Origin of the sequence: Methylibium sp. Pch-M (assembly GCF_004136295.1) — a bacterium.
Classification (GTDB): Bacteria; Pseudomonadota; Gammaproteobacteria; order Burkholderiales; family Burkholderiaceae_C; genus Methylibium; species Methylibium petroleiphilum.
Window position 1 is genome coordinate 2,408,706 of record NZ_CP029606.1, and the last position, 18,147, is coordinate 2,426,852.

17 protein-coding genes are annotated in these 18,147 nt (G+C 69.0%); 7 read left to right on the forward strand and 10 right to left on the reverse strand.

What is annotated here, in order from left to right; all coding sequences use genetic code 11:
• Positions 1-56 precede the first annotated feature (56 nt).
• The 3 genes from C1M51_RS11570 (at position 57) to C1M51_RS11580 (ending at position 3,780) form a co-directional block, all read left to right on the forward strand.
• Entirely contained in the window at positions 57-857 is an 801-nt protein-coding gene (locus tag C1M51_RS11570; protein WP_129449935.1) for a quinoprotein dehydrogenase-associated SoxYZ-like carrier, read from the forward strand.
• Positions 858-964: 107 nt separating this feature from the next.
• Complete coding sequence (locus tag C1M51_RS11575) at positions 965-1,861, forward strand: quinoprotein relay system zinc metallohydrolase 1 (RefSeq protein ID WP_129449937.1); 897 nt, start codon at positions 965-967, stop codon at positions 1,859-1,861.
• Between the two features lie 176 nt (positions 1,862-2,037).
• Positions 2,038-3,780 carry a PQQ-dependent methanol/ethanol family dehydrogenase gene (locus C1M51_RS11580; RefSeq protein ID WP_129449939.1) on the forward strand — a complete coding sequence of 581 codons (1,743 nt, stop codon included), beginning with the start codon at positions 2,038-2,040 and terminating at the stop codon, positions 3,778-3,780.
• Between the two features lie 95 nt (positions 3,781-3,875).
• Here C1M51_RS11580 and C1M51_RS11585 read toward each other — a convergent pair whose 3' ends face one another.
• The 3 genes from C1M51_RS11585 to C1M51_RS11595 all read right to left on the reverse strand — a co-directional run bounded on the left by C1M51_RS11585 (position 3,876) and on the right by C1M51_RS11595 (position 6,941).
• Positions 3,876-4,385: a c-type cytochrome gene (locus C1M51_RS11585; protein WP_129449941.1), complete on the reverse strand. Its 510-nt coding sequence runs from the start codon at positions 4,383-4,385 to the stop codon at positions 3,876-3,878.
• A 3-nt stretch (positions 4,386-4,388) separates the two neighbouring features.
• Positions 4,389-5,003, reverse strand: a complete 615-nt coding sequence (locus C1M51_RS11590; protein WP_129449943.1) for a pentapeptide repeat-containing protein — start codon at positions 5,001-5,003, stop codon at positions 4,389-4,391.
• An 81-nt stretch (positions 5,004-5,084) separates the two neighbouring features.
• Positions 5,085-6,941: a methanol/ethanol family PQQ-dependent dehydrogenase gene (locus C1M51_RS11595; RefSeq protein WP_129449944.1), complete on the reverse strand. Its 1,857-nt coding sequence runs from the start codon at positions 6,939-6,941 to the stop codon at positions 5,085-5,087.
• A gap of 179 nt (positions 6,942-7,120) precedes the next feature.
• Between C1M51_RS11595 and C1M51_RS11600 the strand changes: the two genes are divergently transcribed.
• Both C1M51_RS11600 and C1M51_RS11605 read left to right on the forward strand, forming a co-directional pair.
• On the forward strand, positions 7,121-8,467 hold the full coding sequence (locus tag C1M51_RS11600) for a sensor histidine kinase (RefSeq protein ID WP_165349680.1): 1,347 nt from the start codon (positions 7,121-7,123) through the stop codon (positions 8,465-8,467).
• A complete protein-coding gene (locus C1M51_RS11605) occupies positions 8,457-9,077 on the forward strand; it encodes a response regulator transcription factor (protein ID WP_129449948.1) in 621 nt (206 codons plus the stop codon). Before C1M51_RS11600 ends, C1M51_RS11605 begins: the two co-directional genes overlap by 11 nt.
• Before the next feature lie 72 nt (positions 9,078-9,149).
• Here the strand turns inward: C1M51_RS11605 and C1M51_RS11610 are convergent, their stop codons facing one another.
• Positions 9,150-11,288 (reverse strand): sigma-54-dependent Fis family transcriptional regulator, encoded by a 2,139-nt coding sequence (locus C1M51_RS11610; protein WP_129449950.1) that lies wholly within the window; start codon positions 11,286-11,288, stop codon positions 9,150-9,152.
• A gap of 281 nt (positions 11,289-11,569) precedes the next feature.
• On the opposite strand from C1M51_RS11610, the gene pedF reads away from it, so the two are divergent.
• Together pedF and C1M51_RS11620 are read left to right on the forward strand one after the other, a co-directional pair.
• Complete coding sequence (gene pedF / locus C1M51_RS11615) at positions 11,570-12,043, forward strand: cytochrome c-550 PedF (protein ID WP_129449952.1); 474 nt, start codon at positions 11,570-11,572, stop codon at positions 12,041-12,043.
• On the forward strand, positions 12,040-12,870 hold the full coding sequence (locus C1M51_RS11620) for an ABC transporter substrate-binding protein (protein WP_129449954.1): 831 nt from the start codon (positions 12,040-12,042) through the stop codon (positions 12,868-12,870). Before pedF ends, C1M51_RS11620 begins: the two co-directional genes overlap by 4 nt.
• Positions 12,871-12,896: 26 nt before the next feature.
• Here C1M51_RS11620 and ruvC read toward each other — a convergent pair whose 3' ends face one another.
• The 6 genes from ruvC to dusB form a co-directional block, all read right to left on the reverse strand.
• Positions 12,897-13,445 (reverse strand): crossover junction endodeoxyribonuclease RuvC, encoded by a 549-nt coding sequence (ruvC, locus tag C1M51_RS11625; RefSeq protein ID WP_129449955.1) that lies wholly within the window; start codon positions 13,443-13,445, stop codon positions 12,897-12,899.
• 79 nt (positions 13,446-13,524) lie between these two features.
• Complete coding sequence (locus tag C1M51_RS11630) at positions 13,525-14,499, reverse strand: phosphatidate cytidylyltransferase (protein WP_129449957.1); 975 nt, start codon at positions 14,497-14,499, stop codon at positions 13,525-13,527.
• Entirely contained in the window at positions 14,496-15,122 is a 627-nt protein-coding gene (locus C1M51_RS11635) for a lysophospholipid acyltransferase family protein (RefSeq protein ID WP_129449959.1), read from the reverse strand. The genes C1M51_RS11630 and C1M51_RS11635 overlap by 4 nt, the downstream gene beginning before the upstream one ends.
• A 51-nt stretch (positions 15,123-15,173) precedes the next feature.
• Positions 15,174-16,769, reverse strand: coding sequence for a bifunctional phosphoribosylaminoimidazolecarboxamide formyltransferase/IMP cyclohydrolase (gene purH / locus C1M51_RS11640; RefSeq protein WP_129449961.1), 1,596 nt, complete (start codon positions 16,767-16,769; stop codon positions 15,174-15,176).
• A gap of 47 nt (positions 16,770-16,816) precedes the next feature.
• The gene (locus C1M51_RS11645; protein ID WP_036233906.1) at positions 16,817-17,056 is read right to left on the reverse strand and encodes a Fis family transcriptional regulator; all 240 of its coding nucleotides are present in this window, start codon (positions 17,054-17,056) and stop codon (positions 16,817-16,819) included.
• Positions 17,053-18,093, reverse strand: a complete 1,041-nt coding sequence (gene dusB / locus C1M51_RS11650) for a tRNA dihydrouridine synthase DusB (RefSeq protein ID WP_129452171.1) — start codon at positions 18,091-18,093, stop codon at positions 17,053-17,055. The genes C1M51_RS11645 and dusB overlap by 4 nt, the downstream gene beginning before the upstream one ends.
• Between the last annotated feature and the right edge of the window lie 54 nt (positions 18,094-18,147).

Genomic DNA, 18,147 nt, shown 5'->3' on the forward strand with positions numbered 1-18,147 from the left:
CGGCCGCCGGTCGGGATGGCCTGCAATTTGCCTTTGCATCGCCTCAGGAGGCAAAGATGTTCCCATCAGATGCGAAGTTGCAGCGCCGACACCTGGTGCTGGCGACCGCTGCGGCCTGCGTGCTGCCAGCCCGTGCAGCCACCGACGAGTACGGTGGTGACCCTTATCGCTCGGCGCAGTGGCCCGAGATGGTCAAGGAGTTCCTGGGTGCGAAGTCGCGGGTCGAGTTCGACCCGCGCGTGCAGGTCAAGGGGCCGACGATGGCGGAAAACCCGATGGTCGTGCCCATCACGGTCTCGGCGCCGGACCTGGCCGACATCCAGCAGATCGTCGTCCTGGTGGACCGCAATCCGATCCGCAAGGTGCTGGAGTTCGAACCGCTGGACGGAACCCGGGCCGCCATTTCCTTCCGTTTCAAGCTGGAGCAGGCCAGCGCCGTGCGCGCCGCGGCGCGCACCCGCGATGGCGTCTGGCATGTCGGCGGCACCTGGGTCGAATCGTCGGGCGGCGGCTGTACGGTGGCCGGCGTGACCCGGCAGGACGGCAGCTGGTCGCAGACGCTCGGCCAGGTGAGCGGACGCTTCTTCGGCGATGCCGTCGAGGCGCCGGGCGCGCGGCTGCGTGTACGCGTGATGCATCCGATGGACACCGGCCTGGTGGGTGGGATTCCGGCGTTCTACCTGCGCCGCATGGCCGTCACCGACGGTGGTGGCGTGGAGTTGTTGCGCCTGTCGACCTACGAACCGATCAGCGAGAACCCGGTGTTCTCGTTCGACTTCAAGGGCCGACCGCCAGGGCCGTTCCGTGTGACCGGGGTCGACAACAACGGCAACCGCATCGACGGGCAAATCGTATGAATCACCCCCGTTGCGAGAGGGGCCGCCCCCGGCCGGCGGAGCCGAACCCGCGGCGTCTGCTGGCCTGGGGCAGGGCTTTGCTCGGCGTTTTGCTTTGCGGTGCAGCAATGGGGGCGGTGGCGCAGGCGGATCCGACCACGCTGGACTACCGCCTCAGCGCGCGGGCGCTGGCGCCGGACGTCTATGTGGTGGAGGGCGCCAATGCCGACTTTTCGCGCGCCAACGGCTGCAACATCATCAATACAGGCTTCATCGTCGTCGATGATGGTGTCATCGTCATCAACACCGGGCCATCGAAACGCTACGGCGAACAGCTGCGGGCGCTGGTCGGGCGCACCACCGGCAAGCCGGTGAAGCAGGTGCTGCACCTGAATCTCCACCCCGACTACTTCCTCGGCAACCAGGCCTTCGCCGACGTGCCGCGCCTGGCGACCGCCGCCACGATCGAGGGCATGCGGGCCGAAGCCAAGTCCTACGAGGACAACCTCTACCGCCTCTGCGGCGACTGGATGAAGGCCACCGAGGCGCTGCTGCCCGATCGCACGGTGGCGCCCGGGCCGCTGCTCGCGGGGAACCCGCGCTTCGAGCTGCGGGAGCTGAAGGGGCACACCGCCTCCGATCTGGTGCTGGTCGACCGGATCTCGGGGGTGGTGTTCGCCGGCGGCCTGGTGTTCGTCGACCGGGTGCCGACCACGCCCCACGCTAGGCTGCCGGACTGGCTGGCCAGCCTGGATGCGCTGGCGGCGCAGCCGTTCAAGACCCTGGTGCCCAGCCACGGGCCGGTGGTCGGCGATGCCCGCGGGATCGAGCAGACCCGGCGCTACCTGCGCTGGCTGGACGGCAGCTTCGGCGCGGCGGCCCAGAGAGGCTCGGAGATGACCGAGGTGCTGGCGCAGCCGGTGCCGGCCGAGTTCCGCAACTGGGCGGCGTTCGCGACCGAGTACCCGCGCAACGTGGTACACCTTTACCCTGCCTACGAACTCAAATCGCTCCAGGCGCGCTGAAGCAGGCGGTGCTCCACGCGGAGACAGCCCGGACACCGGATTGCGGTGAAACCCGCAGTCAAACCCGGAAATTCTCCCGAACGGTCCGTGGCACGGGCCTTGCCCTCAGGGAGTCAGAACGCGCTTTAGCGGCCATGTCGTGTCGCACGCGTCTCACCCCCCGAGGAGACAAAACTATGCGTCTGCACCTGCTTTCTTTGTTGGTGGCTGCCGCCTGCGCCAGTGTTGGCGCCCAGGCCGCCGGCGTCACCGACGCGATGATCGACAACGATGCCAAGACCCCGAACGACGTTCTGAGCTGGGGCATCGGCTCGCAGGGACAGCGCTATTCCCCGCTCAAGCAGGTCAACACCTCGACCGTGCAGAAGCTGGTGCCGGCCTGGGCCTTCTCGTTCGGCGGTGAAAAGCAGCGCGGCCAGCAGTCGCAGCCGCTGATCCACGACGGCAAGATGTTCGTCACCGCGTCGTACTCGCGCATCTACGCGCTGGACGTGAAGACCGGCACCAAGCTCTGGAAGTACGAGCACCGCCTGCCCGAAGGCATCATGCCCTGCTGCGACGTGATCAACCGCGGCGCCGCGCTGTACGACAACCTCGTCATCTTCGGCACGCTCGACGCCCAGCTCGTCGCGCTCGACCAGAAGACCGGCGACGTGGTCTGGAAGGAGAAGATCGACGACTATGCGGCCGGCTACAGCTACACCGCCGCCCCGCTGATCGCCGGCGGCCTGCTGCTGACCGGCGTGTCCGGCGGCGAATTCGGCATCGTCGGACGCGTCGAGGCGCGCGATCCCAAGACCGGCAAGATGGTCTGGGTCCGCCCGACCGTCGAAGGTCACATGGGCTACAAGTTCGACAAGGACGGCAACAAGACCGAGATCGGCATCTCGGGCACGACCGGCAAGACCTGGCCGGGCGACATGTGGAAGTCGGGCGGCGCGGCCACCTGGCTGGGCGGCACCTACGACGCCAAGACCGGTCTGGCCTACTTCGGCACCGGCAACCCCGGCCCGTGGAACAGCCACCTGCGTCCCGGCGACAACCTGTTCTCGTGCGCGACGGTCGCGATCGACGTCAAGACCGGCCAGATCAAGTGGCACTACCAGACCACGCCGCACGATGGCTGGGATTTCGATGGTGTGAACGAGTTCGTCACCTTCGACATGGACGGCAAGCGCGTCGGTGGCAAGGCCGACCGCAACGGCTTCTTCTACGTGATCGACGCCGCCAACGGCAAGCTCGAGAACGCTTTCCCCTTCGTCAAGAAGATCACCTGGGCCACCGGTATCGATCTGAAGACCGGCCGTCCGAACTACGTGCCGGAGAACCGTCCGGGCGACCCGACCGCGGGCGCCGACGGCAAGAAGGGCAACTCGGTGTTCGCGGCGCCGTCCTTCCTGGGCGGCAAGAACCAGATGCCGATGGCTTACTCGCCGGACACGAAGCTGTTCTACGTGCCGTCGAACGAGTGGGGCATGGAGATCTGGAACGAGCCCGTGACCTACAAGAAGGGCGCGGCCTACCTGGGTGCCGGCTTCACGATCAAGACGATCAACGACGAGTACATCGGCGCGATGCGTGCGATCGACCCGAAGACCGGCAAGACCGTCTGGGAAGTCAAGAACAACGCGCCGCTGTGGGGTGGTGTGCTGACGACCGCCGGCAACCTGGTGTTCTGGGGCACGCCGGAAGGCTTCCTGAAAGCGGCCGACGCGAAGACCGGCAAGGTGGTCTGGGAGTTCCAGACCGGTTCGGGCGTCGTGGCGCCGCCGGTCACGTGGCAGCAGGACGGCGAACAGTACGTCTCGGTCGTTTCCGGCTGGGGCGGCGCCGTGCCGCTGTGGGGCGGCGACGTGGCCAAGAAGGTCAACTTCCTGGAGCAGGGCGGCACCGTGTGGGTGTTCAAGCTGCCGAAGTGAACTGAGCGAGTACCACGCCCGGGATGACCGGGCGCGTTGCACGGCACGGACACGCGAGCGTCCGTGCCGTTTTTCGTGGCCGACCGGTACCGTTCTCACGGCCTTCGGGATTCCAGGAAGGTCCTCAGCGACCACACGGCTTCCTGCGTCAGCACGCCGTCCCAGGGCGGCATGTGCGTCACGCCGACGCGGATCTTGCCGCGCAGCACCGATTCCTTGAAGTAGTGATCGTTGTCGCGCAGGCAGTGGCGGCGGGCGGCCAGGTCCTTGACCTTGGCGAAGCAGTAGCCGTCGAGGCGCCGCAGGTCGGTGCCGACGTGATGGGTGGCATTGCCGTCATCGCCATGGCAGCGGGCGCAGGCCTGATTGAACAGCGCGCGCCCGATCTCGGCGACCTGCGCGTCGCCGCGATAGGGGTTGTCCTCGCGCCATGGCGCGCCGAGCGCCGGCAAGGCCGAGAGATCGATGGTCACCGGCGTCGTGATCGGTTCAGTCGAAACTTGCTGCGCCGCGACGCCGGTCGCACCGACCAGGGCGGCGGTCAGCGCCGTCGTGCGAAGGGCCGCCGCGACGCCGCGGGGAATGCTCGTGATGGGTGAGTGCATGGTCTACCAGTCCGTGGGGCAACCGGTGCATTGATCGAAGGTCGAGTCCGGGAAGATGGCGAAGCGCAGCACGTTGCCCTTCATCGTCGCGCCGGTGAAGTTCACGGTGCTGAACTTGCCTTCTTGCAGGTTGGCGTCGACGATCTTCGCGCGCACGAACCACGAGAAGGCGGCGCGGACCATTTCGAGGTTGGCGCCGGTGAGGTCGGCATCGCTGAAGTCGCAGCGCATCACGCGCGCGAACTCCAGGTCGGCGCCAGCCAGGTTCGCGCCGCGGAAAGTGGCGGTGGGCGCATTGATCTTGCCGAGCTTCGCCCCGGCCAGATTCGCGCCGTCGAGATTGGCGCCGGCCAGGTTGGCGACGCGCAGGTCGGCGCCGGCCAGATTGGCGCCGCGCAGGTCGGCACCGGCCAGGTTGCGGGCCGACAGGTCCGCGCCGCGCAGGTCGACGCCGGGGCAGCGCGTGTGCGGCCAGATGCCGCAGCCGTTGATGTAGTCGGGCACGGCGGCGTTGCCGTCGTCTTCCGTCGCCTGGGCGGGTCGAACGCCGGCAAGGGTTGCCGTCAGCGTCACCAGCACGACGACCGCGTGCAGCGATCGCAGGGATGAGGAGGTCATGTTGTCGTCGGCCGAAGGGGAGTGAGGACGAAGGGGCGGGCCGGCAGGGTCGCCGGTCCGCCCCTCACGAGCGGGGGCTGCTTACTTGGGCAGCTTGAAGACCCACATCGAGCCGCCCTGAGTGACCTTCTTGGTCATCTCGGCCATGTCACCGCCCCACAGGGGCACGGCGCCGCCGTAGCCCGACTGGATGCCGACGTACTGCTCGCCGTCCTGTTCCCAGGTCACCGGGACCGAGACCACGCCCGAGCCGGTCTGGAACTTCCACAGTTCCTTGCCGGTCTTGCTGTCGAAGGCCTTCACGTAGCCGTCGGAGGTGCCCGTGAACAGCAGGCCGCCGGCCGTCGTCATCGTGCCGGCCCACAGCGGCAGCTTCTCCTTGTGTTCCCATGCGATCTTGCCGGTGACCGGGTCGATCGCCCGCAGCGTGCCGACGTGGTCCTCGTACAGCCGCTTGATGCGGAAGCCCTGGCCGAGGTAGGCGGAGCCGGCCTTGTAGGTCAGGTGCTCGGTCCAGTAGTCCATCGCCCAGTGGTTCGCCGGGATGTAGAACAGGCCGGTGTCCGGGCTGTAGCTCATCGGCATCCAGTTGGTGCCGCCCAGGAACGGCGGCGACACGAAGATCGACTCGCCCTTGTCGGTGCCGGGCTTGGGGGCCGGCGGACGGTTGTTGTTCTCGATCGGCTTGCCGGTCTTCAGGTCGAAACCCTTGGCCCAGGTGATGCCGTCGACGAACGGCCACGCACCGAGCAGCGCGGTCGGCTTGTTCGGATAGCCGGCGCCGGTCGCGAGCTTCTCGCGGTCGGTCACGAAGAAGAAGCCGTTGCGGTCGGCATGCGCGCCGGCCTTCACCAGCTTGCCGGACTTCGGATCCTTGTACTCGAACAGCACGATCGAGTTGTTGCCCGAGAAGTCCCAGGCATCGTTCGGCGTGTGCTGGAAGAAGCCCTTGAGTTCGCCGGTCGACGCATCGACGTAGGCCTGACCCGAGGTGAACAGGCTGTCCCAGTTGCGCGGGTCGTCGCCTTCCTTGGTGCGCTTCCAGGTGTTCCACGGCGCCGGGTTGCCGGTGCCGATCACGATGGTGTTGTTCTCGGCATCGAACGACGCGGTCTGCCACGGCGCGCCGCCGCCCTGGTGCCACGCCTCGACCAGCTTGCCGTCCTTGTCACGCGGCCACGAGGGGGCCTTCGCATCGCCGGTCACCGTGCTGTCCTTGCCGTTCAGGCGGCCCATGTGGCCCTCGACCATCGGGCGGGCCCAGACCTCGGCGCCGGTGTCGGGATCGCGTGCGAACAGCCAGCCGACGACGCCGAACTCGTCGCCCGACGAGCCGTGGATCAGCAGCACCCGACCGGACTTCTTGTCCTTCACGATGAAGGGCGCGCCGGTCATCGTGTAGCCGACCTTGTGGTCACCGAACTTCTCGTTCCACACCACCTTGCCGGTGGCCCGGTCCAGCGCCACGACGCGCGCGTCGAGCGTACCGAAGTAGACCTTGTCGCCGTAGATGGCGGGGCCGCGGTTGACGACGTCGCAGCACGGACGGATGTCGTCGGGCAGGCGGTGTTCGTAGGTCCACAGCTGCCGGCCGGTCTTCGCGTCGAGCGCCGTGAAGCGCGAGTAGGAACTGGTCGCGTAGATCACGCCGTCGTGCACCAGCACCTGGCCTTCCTGGCCGCGTTGCTTCTCGCCGCCGAAGGAGTGGCTCCATGCCGGGACGAGCTTCTGCACGTTGGCGGTCGATATCTGCTTCAGCGGGCTGTAGCGCTGGGCCTTCAGGCCCAGACCGTAGCTTAGGACGTCGGTGCTCGTGCGGTCGTCGTTCGAGATGTCTTCCCAGGTGACGTTCTTGACGGCGTGCGCGCCCTGGGACAGTCCCAGGACGGCCAGCGCCGCTGCGACGGACAGGGCGTGACGGACGGGATGCTTGCTCATCGGTATCTCCTCATGTTGTGGTGTACGAGCGAGCCGGAGTCTAGGAAGCGGGGTCCACGGTGTATCGGGAGATCGCCCGTGCGAGATCGGGAGATCCTCCCGCTCGCCGCGATCGGGTCAGGAATGACGATTGCTGCCTGCCCGGTGTGCATGCGATCGACGTAGCAAAGGAGACACCCATGGACTTGAGCAAGCGCCTCGTGGTCTGGCTCGCCTTGCTCGCGGCGCTGTGGCTGGGGGTCACGCTCGTCTACACCGCCGTGGCGCTGCGCTCGGGCATCCAGGACGAAATGCAGGGCGCCAACGCGGTGGTGGAACTGCTGTCGACTGCTGCGGAGGCGAACCTCGGCGACGCGCACAGCCAACTTCAGCTGCAGGCCCTGCTCGCGGAAGGGCATGCACGGCACCTGCGGGTGCGCTGGGCCGATGAGCCGAGTCAGGACAACCTGGAGCAGGTGTCACTGCTCCACGACTACGCCCGCCGGCTGGCGCCCGCGGGAAAGCCCGTGCCCCAGCACCGCATCGCGATCGGTCCTCGAACGCTGATCGTCGAACCGGCGCCCGACAGCGAGATCGACGAGGTGCTGGGCGATGTGCTGCCGTTGCTGCTGCTGTTGCTCGTGGCCGGCGGGGCGATGCTGTTCGGCGTGTGGTGGATCGTGCGCCAAGCGCTGGCGCCGGCCAGCGTGCTGTGTGCCGGGCTGGCCCGGCTGCAATCTGGCCAGACGGAGCCGGGCTTCCCGGCCTTGAGGCTGCGCGAGTACGCGGCCATCGCGCGGGGCATCGACGAGCTCGCCGCCGGACTGGCCACGGCGCGGTGCGAACAGAGCCGGCTCACCCAGCGACTGATCGACGTGCAGGAGCGCGAGCGGCGCAAGCTGGCGCGCGACCTGCACGACGAGTTCGGCCAGCATCTGACCGCCATGTCGGCCACGGCGTCGCTGCTTCAGCGCCATGCCGCACGGCTTGATCCGGTGGAGCAGGCGCGCTGTGCGGACCAGATGGTCGCTTCGCTGGGATGCATCCGACTGCAGCTGCGCACGCTCCTGAGCCGGCTGCGGCCGCACGGGCTCGAGGCCGAAGGACTGGCGCACGAACTGGCGGGCTTGATCGATCGGGCCCGGGCCCATCACGCAACGGTGACGATCCGGGCCGACATCGCCGTGCCGCTGCCGGCACTGCCCGAGGATGCCGCGCTCGCGCTCTACCGCAGCCTGCAGGAAGCGTTGACGAACGCCTACCGACACAGCGGCGCCGGCGAAGTGCAGGTCCGTATCGATGTGCCGGCGGCGCAGCGTGTGCGGATGCGCGTGATCGACGATGGCTGCGGCCGCGCCAGTGCGCTGCCGCGGGGGGGGCTCGGCCTGCTCGGCATGCGCGAGCGCCTGGCCATGGTGGGTGGCGGATTGCGGCTGGTCGACAACGCCGGTCCTGGCCTGTGCGTCGAAGTCTGGGTGCCGGTGCCGGCTGTCGCCGTCACCGGGTCACTCGAGGGAGAAATGCTTGATACACGTCTTGCTGCTTGACGATCACGCGGTGGTGCGGGCGGGGTACCGGCAGCTCATCGATGCCGAGCCCGACATGTGCGTGGTCGCAGCCTGCGCCACCTCGGCCCAGGCCTGCGAGCAACTGCGCCTGCAGCAGATCGACGTCGCCGTCGTCGATCTCAGCCTGAAGGACGACAGCGGCCTGCAGGCCATCCAGCGATTGCGCGCCCGGCTGGCCTCGCTGCGGGTCCTGGTGTTCACGATGCACGCTCAGCAGAGCTATGCACTGCAGGCCTTGCGCGCCGGTGCGCTGGGCTACCTGACCAAGGATTCCGACCCGCAGGCGATGCTGGATGCGGTGCGTCAGGTCGCTCAGGGCCGCCGCGTGTTTTCCAGCGAACTGGTCGAGGCGATGCTCGATCCCTTGGAAGTGGAGCGCGGCGGGCCGCTGCGGCAGCTCACGCCGCGCGAGTTCGATGTGCTGCGGCTGGCCGCCCAGGGCCTGGCGACGCGTGCGATCGCCGAGGCTATGCACCTCGGCGACAAGACGGTGCTGAACTACATGTCGCTGATCCGGCAGAAGCTGGGCGCGGCGAACGACCTGCAGTTGCTGCGGCTGGCGGCGCAGAACGGCCTGGTCGAGCTCTGACCGGGGCGTGGTGCCGGGGCTGACGCAGGTCCGTCCGGACCTGGCCTTCGCCGGCACCGCACCCGGTGGCGCTCAGCGGCCCGCGCCTGGCGGCCAGTAGAGCTTGCGGTAGATCGTGTTGCGGCTGATGCCCAAGCGCCGGGCGGCGACCGAGATGTTGCCGCCGGCCTCGGCCAGCGCGCGGCGGACGGTGTCGTGCTCGAGCTGGTGCAGCGTGCTGCGTCCGCTCGGCGCCTCGCCGACCTGGACGCTGCCAAGGCCGTCGGGTGCTGCCGCGTCCGAGGGGTGCGGGCTGACGTGCTGGGCCATGCTCACCGGCGGCCGAGAGGCAGCGACCGAGGCGGGCTCCTCGTCCAGTGTGCGGCGCGCATCCTGCAGAAAGTCTTCGGACAGGTGGTCGACGGTGATCACGGCATCGTCGCCAGCCATCGCCACCGCGGTGCGCAGCACGGTGGCCAACTGACGGATGTTGCCCGGCCAGCGGCAAGCCTGCATCAGCCGCAGCACCTCGGCGTCGAGGCGCAGCAGACGACCACGGCACTCGCGCTTCAGCAGCTTCTCGGTCAGCGCCAGAAGATCGGTGCGCTCGCGCAGCGCCGGCAGCTGCACCACCAGGCCGTTCAAGCGGTAGTACAGGTCCTCGCGGAACTGCTTGCGGTCGATCAGTTCTCGCAGCGGTTGATGGGTCGCGCTGATGACCGATACATCGACCGGCAGCGCCCGCGTGCCACCGAGCGGCGTGACCTCACGTTCCTGCAGCACCCGCAGCAGCCGCGCCTGCAGGCCCAGCGGCATGTCGCCGATCTCGTCGAGGAACAGCGTGCCGCCGTGCGCCTGCAGGACCTTGCCGACGGCGCCCTTGCGGCGCGCACCGGTGAACGCGCCTTCCTCGTAGCCGAACAGCTCCGACTCGATCAGGGTCTCGGGAATCGATGCGCAGTTGACGGCAATGAAAGGGCCGCTCGCGCGGCGCGAGCCCTGGTGGATCGCGCGGGCCAGCATTTCCTTGCCGGTGCCGGTCTCGCCCTGGATCAGCACCGGGATGTCGCGGTCGAGCACTCGCTTGACGCGCGTGACCACGTCGTCCATGCGCGCATCCCCGGTCTGCAGCTGTCGCAGGCTCGGCGACGGCGGCACGGCATTCGGATGGGCCGTCGGTTCGCGGGCGGTGTCGGGCAGCGCGTCGCGGGCGGCCGGCTCGCGGGCCGCCTCGTGGGCGAGCGCCTCCGGCTGATCGTCACGGACGCGGCCCAGTTGGTGCCAGCCGGTGCCGTTGAAGCGGGCGTTCGCATGGATCTGGCGGCCGTCGGGCAGGCTCAGCTCCAATGGCGTCGACAGGGTCGAGCCGAAATGGTCGACCAGCGCTCCGAGCGACACGCCGAACAGGCCGGTGACCGTGTTCATCCGCAAAGCCGCGCCCGACAGGCGCAGCATGTCCAGTGCAGCGCGATTGGCGGCCAGCAGCTTGCCGTCCTGCCCGACGGAGACGATGCCTTCCATCAGCGTGCCGAGATAGTCGCGACGCAGGTGGAAATGCAGGCGCAGGGTCTGGTGGCTGTCCTCGATCAGCCAGTGGTTCTGGATCATGCGCGCAGACATCTTCACCAGGCCCATCGTGTGGACGTGGAAGGAATGGTGGTCGCCGCTGACGTCGAGCACGCCGACCAGGTTGCCGCGCGGATCGAAGATCGGCGAGGACGAGCAGGTCAGGAACTGGTTGGCGTGGACGAAGTGCTCGTCGGCATGCACGATGGTCGGCGTCTCGGTGACCAGCGCGGTCCCGATGGCGTTGGTGCCCTTGCTCGATTCGCTCCAGTTGACGCCCGGCGCCAGCGCGACCTTGGAGGCACGCGTCAGGAAGTCGTCGTGACCGATCGAATGCAGCACCGTGCCTTGCACGTCGGTCAGCAGCACCATGCTCTGCGTCGCGAGAATCTGCTCCAGCAGCATCTCCATCACCGGCACCGCATGGAGCGACAGACAGCGGTTGCGCTCCCGGGCCACCGCCAGATCCGAGCGCATCAGCGGGGTGTGGTCCGGCGGACGGATCGGGCTCAGCCGCAGCGAGGCACAGCGTTCATGCGACTGGGCGATGGTGTCGACGTGACCCGGGTCCGGCGGCAGCCAGACGCTGGTCGCGGAATGGCCGAACCCGGACGGGCGCCGGCTGTCACGCTGGGCAGCGCGCGTGGCGGTGGTGGATGCGGTCATCGTGTCTCCTTGGGGGCGTCAGCCCTCTCGGGCGGCCGGTAGCCGCCTCTGCTGTGTGTCCATTGCCAGGCGTTTGAACGCCTTGTTGTCGCTGCCTGAATCGTCCCCCTGTCACCGTGCCAGCCTCGCCCTGCGGCACATCGATGGGGAGCGTCAGTATGCTCCAGTGTGGAGCAAAATGACGGTGTGAACCCGTCACGAGCAGGGGTTCGGGGCAGAACTGTGGCGATGGCACATCACTTGCACCCTCGAACTGTCCCTCTGATTTGGAGCATCTTTCTATGAACTTTCGTACCCAGTGCCTGCGCCCTCTCGTCGCGCTGAGCCTGATCGCCGGCGCCGCGGGCGCCTACGCCCATGGGGACGTCACGCCGCAGGCCGTCGATACCCAGTCGCTCCCTGCGCTCGGTGATGCCTGGCGCGCCGAGAACCCGTACCGCAAGAACGACGAGGCCATCAAGATCGGCACCTCGGCCTATAACCAAAACTGTGCCCGCTGCCATGGCCTGGAGGCCATCTCCGGCGGGATCGCTCCCGATCTGCGCAAGCTCGACGGCGAATGCGCCACGCTGAAGGACGACAAGAAGAAGGCCGCCTGCGTGAAGGAAATGGACGAGTACTACGCGACCACGGTGCGCCACGGCCGCACCCGCAACGGCGCCGTCTACATGCCGCCGTTCGAGGGCGTGATGCAGCAGGAAGCGGTCTGGGCCATCAAGAGCTACCTCGAAACCCGCCGCGAGAAGCCGCTGTGATCTCCCGCCGCCGGTTGCTGGGTGCCGCCGCGGCGCTGGCGCCGATGTCCGCGCCGCTCCGTGCCGAGGGCAGCGCGCTGGAGCGCGTGCGGCGCAGCGGGCGGCTGGTGGTGGCGGTCTACCAGGACATGCCGCCGTTCAACCTGAACGGTCAGGGCGTCGACGTCGATCTGGCCGCGGTGCTGGCCGACAGCGTGGGGGTGCCGCTCAGCCTGCTGCCGATCCCGGCCGGCGAGAGCGTCGGCGACGACCTGCGCAACGCCGTCTGGCGCGGCCACTACCTCGGCTGGGGCCCGGCCGACGTGATGCTGCACGTGCCGATGGACCGCCCGCTGATCGAGGCCAATCCGCAGGTCGAGGTGTTCGGTGCCTACTACCGCGAGACGGTCATGCTGGCCTGGGACAGCGAGCGCGGTCCGACGCCCGAGACCATCGAGGCCCTGCGCGGGCAGAAGATCGCGGTGGCGGGCGTGTCCCTGCCGGGCTACCTGCTGGCCAGCGCCGACTCCGGCGCCCTCCGCGACACGCTCAGCACCCAGCACGCCGATGGCGTGGCAGCGGCAAAGACCCTGCTCTCCGGCGAGGTGGTGGCCGCCGCCGGCCTGGCGTCCGAACTGGAGGCGACGCTCGCCGGCCAGCCGCGCTACAAGATCGTGCCGCTGCCGCCGATCCCGCGGGCGCCGCGCAACGGCTGGGTGGTCGGCTGCGCCGTTAAGCGCGGCGCGACCGACCTGGCGCAGGTGATGCAGCGCCGCCTGATCGACCTCAACAACGGCACGGGCCTGCGCGATCTGTTCCGGCGCCACAACGTCGTCTGGCGCGGCTGATCGCCGCTGACCGGCCTCGGCGCCGGTCAGTAGCTGCGGCCCTTGCGGTATTGCGCATGGGCGCGCCGCGCCAGCGGGCTGACGGCGGCGATCGCCGCCTGCGACGCGCCCGCGTGTGCATGGCAGACCGCGAGGCCGAGCGCATCGGCCGCGTCCCGGCTCGGCTCACCGGGCAGCGACAGCAGCCGCGCCACCATGGCCTGCACCTGCTCCTTGCGGGCGTGGCCGTGGCCGACGATCGCCTTCTTCATCTGCAACGCGGTGTACTCGGCCACGGCCAGATCGCCCGACACCAGCGCCGCCAGTGCCGCGCCACGGGCCTGACCGAGCAACAGCGTCGACTGCGGATTGACGTTGACGAACACGATCTCGACCGCGGCGCAGTCCGGCTGGTAGCGCGCCGCGACCTCGCGTACACCCTCGAAGATGATCTTCAGCCGCCCCGGCAGGTCGCCGTTCGGCAGCGCGTCGGTGCGCACCGTGCCGCTGGCGATGTAGTGCAGCCGCGACCCCTCGCACTCGACCACGCCAAAACCCGTCGTGCGCAGGCCCGGGTCGATGCCGAGGATCCTCATGCGGCGCTCCCGCGGTCGCGGCCGAAGTCATGACCTGCCGTGCGCAGGCCCGGGTCGATGCCGAGAATCAGGCGTGCCATCAGAAGCTCAGGTTGAAGTACCAGCGCACGGAATGGAAGAACACCGGCGCCGCGAAGCACAGCGGCGCCACGCGGTCGAGCAGGCCCACCGCACCGGTGACCGAGGCGCGGTTGCCCCAGTAGTGCACGCCGGCGTCGCGCTTGAGCGCCTTCATCACGAACTCGCCCATCGTGCCGCAGGCACTGGCGATCAGTGCCATCACCATCGCCTGCCCCGGCTTGAAAGGTGTGATCCAGTACAGCAGACCGCCGACGATCGCCGCCACCAGCGCGCCGATCAGCCAGGCCCGGTAGCTGAAGCTGCGGCTGATGTGGCGCGCCACGGGGCGGCGGCGCAGGCGCCGGCTCGCGGCCTCCTGAGCGATGTGGGCCACCGCGACCACCAGCACCAGGAAGAACACCAGGAAGGCCCCGCGATCCTCGCGGTTCGGAAACTGCAGCAGCAACAGCGCCGGCGTGTGGCTCATGCCGTAGACGCAGACCATGATGCCCCACTGGATCTTCGCGTTGCGCTCGAGGAAGCGCTCCGGGTCGCCGGCCAGCGCGCTCACCACCGGGATCGCCAGGAAGATGTAGACCGGGATGAAGACCGAGAACAGGTCGAAATTGCGGTTGGCCACCAGCAGGTACTGCAGCGGCAGCACGATGAAGAAGGCCAGGATCAGGCTGCGGTGATCGCTGCGCCGCGTGTGCATCAGCGTGATGTACTCGCGCAGCGCCAGGAAGCTGAGCACGCCGAACAGCAGCGTCGCCCCCGCCGCGCCCGACACCCAGGCGAGCCAGAACACCGAGGCGCCGATCCACAGGGCGCGCAGCTCGCGCTTGAAGCGCTCGTGCCGGTCGCGGCTCTCTTCGCCGTGCTCGCGCAGCGAGCGCAGCAGGGCCGCGGCGCTGATCAGCAGCAGCGCGCCGAACACCAGCAGGAACAGCAGGCCCACCTGCTGCGAGGCACTGAGCTGCCGCAACCCGCTCATGCCGCGACGTCCTTCAGCACGACCACGGCCGCGCGTGCGCGGTCGAGGAAGTCGCGCTTGCTCTCACCGGGTGTCAGCGGCGCCAGCGGCGCGCCGAAGGTCACCGAGCACAGGATGGGCACCGGCACCACCTCGCCCTTGGGCATCACGCGCTGCACGTTGTCGATCCATGCGGGGATCAACTGCACCATGGGGAACTGCTCGGCCAGGTGGTACAGGCCGCTCTTGAAGGCCTGCGGGTCGCCGCGGTTGCTGCGCGTGCCTTCGGGGAAGATCACCAGCGAGTCACCGCTTCGCAAGGCCTCGACGAGGGGCTCGAGCGGGTCCTGGTCGTCCGTGCGCTGGCGTGCCACGTAGACCGCGTTGAACACCTCGCGCGTGATCCAGTGGCGCAGCGGGCTGGCGGTCCAGTAGTCCTTCGCGGCGATCGGCCTCGTACGGGCGCGCAGGTCGCGCGGCAACGCGGCCCAGATCAGCACCCAGTCGAGGTGGCTCTGGTGGTTGGCGAAGTAGATGCGCTGCTCTGCCTTCGGCGGGCAGCCGTACCAGTGCCCCTGCGCGCCGGTGATGAGCCGGGCCAGGAAGGACAGCAGCAGGCCTACCGAGTCGGCGGCGGCGGACATGGTCCCCTGCTATTCGGAGCACGCGCCACGGGGCACCGCCGCCGGCCGTGCTCAGTGCCTGAAGTGACGCACACCTGTCAGCACCATCGCGATGCCGCGTTCGTCGGCGGCGGCGATCACCTCGTCGTCGCGCAGGCTGCCGCCGGGCTGGATGACGCTGCGGGCTCCGGCATCGGCCAGCACGTCGAGGCCGTCGCGGAACGGGAAGAAGGCGTCGCTCGCGACCGCCGAGCCGGCCAGGCTGAGGTCGGCGTGGCTGGCCTTGATGCTGGCGATGCGGGCACTGTCGAGTCGGCTCATCTGGCCGGCGCCGACGCCGAGCGTCATGCCGTCGCCGCAGAACACGATGGCATTGCTCTTGACGAACTTGGCCACCTTCCACGCGAACAGCAGGTCGGTCAGCTGTCCGTCGGTCGGCGCCAGCTTCGTGACGACCTTCAGGTCCTGCAGGCCGAGCACGTGGTTGTCGGCGCTCTGGATCAGCAGACCCGAGCCGACGCGCTTGATGTCGTGCGAATTGAGGCCGCGCGACCAGGCGTCGGGGGCGTCGCGCTGCACGCCGTCGAGCGAGATCTGCAGCACGCGCGTGTTGGCCTTGGCGGCGAACACGGCGCGCGCCTCGGCGGTGTAGCCGGGGGCGATCAGCACCTCGACGAACTGCTTCGCGATCGCCTGCGCCGCCGCACCGTCGACCGGCACGTTGAAGGCGATGATGCCGCCGAACGCGGAGGTCGGGTCGGTGCGGAAGGCCTTGCCATAGGCCTCGGCCGCGTTGGCGCCGAGGGCCACGCCGCAGGGGTTGGCGTGCTTGACGATCACGCAGGCCGGTCCGTCGACGGAAGCGTCGAAGCCTTTCACGCACTCCCACGCCGCATCGGCGTCGGCGATGTTGTTGTACGACAGTTCCTTGCCCTGCAGCTGCACGGCGCTCACCAGTGAGCCAGGCGCCGGGTGCAGGTCGCGGTAGAACGCGGCGCTCTGGTGCGGGTTCTCGCCGTAGCGCAGGTCCTGCAGCTTGACGAAGCGGCCGTTGCTTTGCGCCGGGAACTCGGCGCGCGTGCCGTCGGGGCGCAGCGCCGACAGGTGGTCGCTGATGGCCGCGTCGTAATTGCTGATGCGGTTGAAGGCCGCGACCGCCAGCGCGAAGCGCGTGCTCTCGCTCACGTGGCCGTCCTGCTGCAGTTCGGCCAGCACGCCGGCGTACTGCGAGGCGTCGGTCAGCACCGCCACATCCTTCCAGTTCTTGGCCGCCGAGCGCACCATCGCCGGCCCGCCGATGTCGATGTTCTCGATCGCGTCCTCCAGCGTGCAGCCGGGTTTGGCGACGGTGGCCTCGAAGGGGTAGAGGTTGACCACCAGCAGGTCGATGGTCTCGATGCCGTGCGTGGCCAGCGAGGCCATGTGCGCCGGCAGGTCGCGGCGCGCCAGCAGGCCGCCGTGGATGGTCGGGTGCAGCGTCTTCACGCGGCCGTCGAGCATCTCGGGGAAGCCGGTGTGGTCGGCCACCTCGGTGACCGGGAGGCCGCTGTCGGCCAGCAGCCTGGCCGTGCCACCGGTCGAGAGCAGCTTCACGCCCAGCGCATGCAGGGACCGGGCGAGTTCGACGATGCCGGTCTTGTCGGAAACGGAGAGGAGGGCGGTGGCCATGGCGGTCGTGGAAGCGGGGAAGGGGCGGAAAGCGGAGCGCGGCGCGCTCAGGGCTTGATGAGCTTGTGCTCGAGCAACTTGCGCCGCAGGGTGTTGCGGTTGATGCCCAGCCACTCGGCGGCGCGCGACTGGTTGCCTTCGGCGTGCTGCATCACCACGTCGAGCAGAGGCTTCTCGACCACCTGCAGCACCATGTCGTAGATGTTGCGCGGATCGGCACCGCGCAGGTCCTTGAAGTAGGCATCGAGGCCCTCGCGGATGCACGCGTCGATGTGCTTCTTGGTCATGCAGCCTCTTGTTCGAAGGACGGATCGAGCGCCGCTGCTGCTTGCGGCAGCAGCTCGTGCTCGACCCCGAGGGCATCGAAGAAATCGCCGACGGCGGCGACTTGCGCCTCGCAGCGCTCCAGTGTGTTCATGCGGGCGCGGAACAGGGCACCACCCGGCAACGCGTGCACCGCCCAGCCGATGTGCTTGCGCGCGGTGCGCACGCCGGCGTATTCGCCGTACAGGCCGTAGTGGTCGTGCAGGTGCTCGATCAACCAGGCCTTGGCCTGCGCGGTGCGCGGCGGCGGCAGGCGCTCGCCGGTGGCGAGGAAGTGCGCGATCTCGCGGAAGATCCACGGCCGCCCCTGCGCGGCGCGGCCGACCATCACCGCGTCGGCGCCGGTCGCGGCGAGCACGTCGCGCGCCTTCTCGGGCGAGTCGATGTCGCCGTTGGCGACCACCGGCACCCGCACCGCGGCCTTCACCGCGCGCACGGTGTCGTGCTCGGCCGAGCCGGCGTAGCCCTGCTCGCGCGTGCGGCCGTGCACCGTCAGCATCGCGATGCCGAGCGATTCGGCGCCGCGCGCCAGTGCCACCGCGTTGCGGTTCTGCGCGCTCCAGCCGGTGCGCATCTTCAGCGTCACCGGCACGCCGTGCGGCGCGCAGGCGGTGACCACCGCCTCGACGATGCGCAGCGCGAGCGACTCGTCGCGCATCAGCGCCGAGCCGGCCCACACGTTGCAGACCTTCTTGGCCGGGCAGCCCATGTTGATGTCGATGACCTGGGCGCCGCGGTCGATGTTGTAGGCGGCGGCCTCGGCCATCATCAGCGGCTCGGTGCCGGCGATCTGCACGGCGATCGGCGCGACCTCGCCGTCGTGGTTGGCGCGCCGCGAGGTCTTCAGGCTGTGCCAGAGATCCTTGCGCGAGGTGACCATCTCGCTCACCGCATAGCCGGCGCCGAGCCGCTTGCACAGCTGGCGGAACGGCCGGTCGGTGACGCCCGCCATCGGTGCCACGAACAGCCGGTTCGGGAGCTCGATCGAGCCGATGCGCAGGGGGGACACGGGAGGCGGTGTGCTTAAAAAGAGGGCAGAGTATAGCGGCGCGAT

Coding starts and splice junctions, on each gene's coding strand:
- C1M51_RS11570 (WP_129449935.1), top strand. CDS start 57: ATGTTCCCATCAGATGCGAAGTTGCAGCGCCGACACCTGGTGCTGGCG.
- C1M51_RS11575 (WP_129449937.1), top strand. CDS start 965: ATGGGGGCGGTGGCGCAGGCGGATCCGACCACGCTGGACTACCGCCTC.
- C1M51_RS11580 (WP_129449939.1), top strand. CDS start 2,038: ATGCGTCTGCACCTGCTTTCTTTGTTGGTGGCTGCCGCCTGCGCCAGT.
- C1M51_RS11585 (WP_129449941.1), bottom strand. CDS start 4,385: ATGCACTCACCCATCACGAGCATTCCCCGCGGCGTCGCGGCGGCCCTT.
- C1M51_RS11590 (WP_129449943.1), bottom strand. CDS start 5,003: ATGACCTCCTCATCCCTGCGATCGCTGCACGCGGTCGTCGTGCTGGTG.
- C1M51_RS11595 (WP_129449944.1), bottom strand. CDS start 6,941: ATGAGCAAGCATCCCGTCCGTCACGCCCTGTCCGTCGCAGCGGCGCTG.
- C1M51_RS11600 (WP_165349680.1), top strand. CDS start 7,121: ATGGACTTGAGCAAGCGCCTCGTGGTCTGGCTCGCCTTGCTCGCGGCG.
- C1M51_RS11610 (WP_129449950.1), bottom strand. CDS start 11,288: ATGACCGCATCCACCACCGCCACGCGCGCTGCCCAGCGTGACAGCCGG.
- pedF (WP_129449952.1), top strand. CDS start 11,570: ATGAACTTTCGTACCCAGTGCCTGCGCCCTCTCGTCGCGCTGAGCCTG.
- ruvC (WP_129449955.1), bottom strand. CDS start 13,445: ATGAGGATCCTCGGCATCGACCCGGGCCTGCGCACGACGGGTTTTGGC.
- C1M51_RS11630 (WP_129449957.1), bottom strand. CDS start 14,499: ATGAGCGGGTTGCGGCAGCTCAGTGCCTCGCAGCAGGTGGGCCTGCTG.
- C1M51_RS11635 (WP_129449959.1), bottom strand. CDS start 15,122: ATGTCCGCCGCCGCCGACTCGGTAGGCCTGCTGCTGTCCTTCCTGGCC.
- purH (WP_129449961.1), bottom strand. CDS start 16,769: ATGGCCACCGCCCTCCTCTCCGTTTCCGACAAGACCGGCATCGTCGAA.
- C1M51_RS11645 (WP_036233906.1), bottom strand. CDS start 17,056: ATGACCAAGAAGCACATCGACGCGTGCATCCGCGAGGGCCTCGATGCC.